This window comes from Phytoactinopolyspora endophytica (genome assembly GCF_004138495.1).
In the GTDB taxonomy this organism is placed as follows: domain Bacteria; phylum Actinomycetota; class Actinomycetes; order Jiangellales; family Jiangellaceae; genus Phytoactinopolyspora; species Phytoactinopolyspora endophytica.
On sequence record NZ_ML142860.1, the window covers coordinates 1 to 2,818 of the forward strand.

The following is a 2,818-nucleotide window of genomic DNA, read 5'->3' on the forward strand; positions in this document are numbered from 1 at the left end:
CATGCCCACGGCCGGGTGACGGGTTACATGAGGTGAGGACCTACCCTGGACAGGGAGCGTTGCTAAGAGACGGACTCAGCGCGACCTACATGTGTCCGGCAGGTAGTGAGGTTCGCATGTGTCCGACGTATGGTGAGGAGCCATTTGTGGCAGGCGGAGCGGATCGGCAGGAAGGCGGCGACTCGGGCCGAGGGGATGGCCCGAATCGGAGCTCGAGCGGGCGTGGCCGAGGGGGCGGTGATGGTCCGTCGCGACGCTGGAGTTCTGAGGGTGGTTCATCGCGACCTGACGGGCCGTCCGGTCGTGATGGTCGAGACGGGCGTGGGCGGCGGAGCTCTGATGCCGGGCAAGGACGCGGAAGCAGGAGCGGCGGCGGAGGCCAAGGCCAGGAAGGCCGGCGGAGCTTCAGGGACGACGAGGCCAGGGGCGGAAGGCGCGATCCGAGAGCCGGTGGCGGCCCCGATCGGCAGTCTGCTGCACGGGGTGAATCACCCTCGGATCGGCCGCGCCGGGAGGATGATCCGGCTATCGACGATGACGTGACCGGCAGTGAGCTCGACCGGGAGGTCAAAGACCAGCTTAGCGGTATCGGCGGCGCTGCAAAGGCAGTGGCTCAGCATCTTGTCATGGCTGGGCGATTGCTGGACGAGGACCCTGAGAAGGCCCGCGAGCATGCATGGGCAGCGCGCAGACGGGCGAGCAGAGTCGGCATCGTACGGGAGGCGGCAGGAATCGCGTCGTACCGCGCCGGTCGATATGCTGAAGCGCTCGCGGAGCTCCGCGCCGCTCGGCGGATGACGGGATCCGCGGAATACCTTCCCGTCATGGCGGACTGTGAGCGCGGCCTCGGGCGGCCTGAGCGTGCATTGGACCTTGCGTCCGATCCAGCGGTCAAAGGCCTGGGCACAGCGGATCGAATCGAGATGCTGATCGTGGCTGCTGGCGCACGTCGCGATATGGGGCAGCACTCGGCAGCCGCAGCGATGCTGCAGGTCCCAGAGTTGAGATCGGAGACGGACGACGAATGGGCGGCGCGTCTTCGCTACGCATATGCGGATGCGCTGGCAGCGGCGGGTCGTGGGAACGAAGCACAGCGCTGGTTCACTCGGGTCGCCGAGGCCGACATTGACGGTATGACCGATGCGGCGGAGCGGGCAGTCGAACTGAGTTAGTTGGTTCCCTTAGTGGCCAGAGCCGAACGGTTCCCTGCGAGGATGGCAGTGTGAACATGCCTGCACCTTCCGCGCACGATGTTGATGGCCGGACACTCGCCGAAGCCTACGACGTCGCACTGCTCGACCTTGACGGCGTTGTCTACATCGGCTCCACGCCGGTCGAGCATGCGGCCGAAGCGTTGAAGCGTGTGCGGGCGGGCGGAATGGGCCTTGCCTTCGTGACGAACAATGCGTCCCGGCCGCCCGCCGCTGTGGCTGCTCACTTGACTGACATCGGCGTGACCGCCTTCGAGACAGAGGTGATCACCTCCGCGCAGGCAGCCGCTCGCCTGCTGGCCGAGGACCTGCCGGCCGGCGCGAAGGTGCTGGTGGTAGGTGGCGAGGGACTCAACGTAGCGCTGCGTGAGCAGGGGCTGACCCCGGTGGGCTCCCTCGATGAGGATCCCGTGGCTGTGGTGCAGGGGTTCGCCCCTGGCGTGGACTGGCGCGCCCTCGCTGAGGCCGCCTACGCAGTACAGCGCGGCTTGCCGTGGGTGGCAAGCAACCTGGATCGGACCATTCCGACGGCATGCGGTCTGGCGCCCGGCAATGGAATGCTCGTGGAGGCCGTCCAAGTTGCGGTCGGAAGGGCACCCGTGGCGGCGGGGAAGCCCGAGCCGCCCATGCATCGTGAGGCGGTGCTGCGATCCGGCGCCTCCCGGCCTCTCGTGGTCGGTGACCGTCTGGACACGGACATCGAAGGTGCCTTCCGCGCGGGCGTGGACAGCCTCTTGGTGCTCACCGGCGTCACCGGACCCGAAGAGCTAGTGTTCGCTCCTGCGGAGCACCGCCCGACCTATGTCGGATATGACCTTCGCTCGTTGCATGAACGCCCCGGTGCTCTGGACGTGGCCGCCGGACAGCGCACATGCGGAGAGTGGTCGGCAGCGGTCGAGTCCAACCGGCTGGTGATGTGGCACGAGCAGAGCAAGGGTGGACATCCTGACGGCCTGGACGCCCTTCGCGCGGCGTGTGGCGCGGTATGGTCAGCCGGCCCGGACGGGTTGGATCGGCAGTCCGTGGTGGATGCGCTGAGCGCCGCACAACCCCTGAACTGTTCCTAGTCGCGGCCCGAGACGCAGCGGATGGATGAACCGGTGCCGGTTCAGCTCGGCATGGTGGCGTTGAGCACTCAGCTCGGCATGGTGGCGTTGAGCAGTATCGTCTGCGGCGCTTGGTCCGGGTCGGCGAGTTTGTCCAGCAGTAGCGTGCCCGCGGCGTGGCCGACAGCGTAGGCCGGCTGCCGGACGACGGAGATCGACGGCGATAGCAGACGTGTCCAGGGAGCGTCGTCGAAAGCGACGATATCGATGTCTGTGCCGATTGCCAGCCCTCGGTCCTTGGCCTCTTCCAGCACGCCGACGGCCATCAGGCTGTTGGCGACGAAGATCGCGTCGACGCTCCCCGAGCCGAGCACCGCGTGAGCCGCGTCGCGCCCGCCGGCCTGCTTGAAATCGGCATAGTGGACAAGACCGGCGTCGACCGGCACCCGCGCCGTGTCCAGCGCATCCCGGAAGCCCTGTGTACGCTCTTCGGCCGTGAAGACGTGGCGTGGACCCGTGATGCAGGCGATCCGCCGATGTCCCCGGGCTAATAGCCGCTCC

General features: G+C 67.5%; 3 protein-coding genes. 2 read left to right on the top strand and 1 reads right to left on the bottom strand.

Features of this window, described 5'->3' with window-relative positions; translation table 11 throughout:
• The first annotated feature begins 539 nt into the window (after nucleotides 1-539).
• Nucleotides 540-1,172: a hypothetical protein gene (locus ELR45_RS21245; protein WP_129668152.1), complete on the top strand. Its 633-nt coding sequence runs from the start codon at nucleotides 540-542 to the stop codon at nucleotides 1,170-1,172.
• A 56-nt stretch (nucleotides 1,173-1,228) separates the two neighbouring features.
• Nucleotides 1,229-2,278 carry an HAD-IIA family hydrolase gene (locus ELR45_RS21250; RefSeq protein WP_129668153.1) on the top strand — a complete coding sequence of 350 codons (1,050 nt, stop codon included), beginning with the start codon at nucleotides 1,229-1,231 and terminating at the stop codon, nucleotides 2,276-2,278.
• Nucleotides 2,279-2,346: 68 nt separating this feature from the next.
• On the opposite strand, the gene ELR45_RS41260 is transcribed toward ELR45_RS21250, so the two are convergent.
• On the bottom strand, nucleotides 2,347-2,818 hold a 472-nt coding region (locus ELR45_RS41260; RefSeq protein ID WP_240759974.1), incomplete at its 5' end, for a substrate-binding domain-containing protein.

Coding starts and splice junctions, on each gene's coding strand:
- ELR45_RS21250 (WP_129668153.1), top strand. CDS start 1,229: ATGCCTGCACCTTCCGCGCACGATGTTGATGGCCGGACACTCGCCGAA.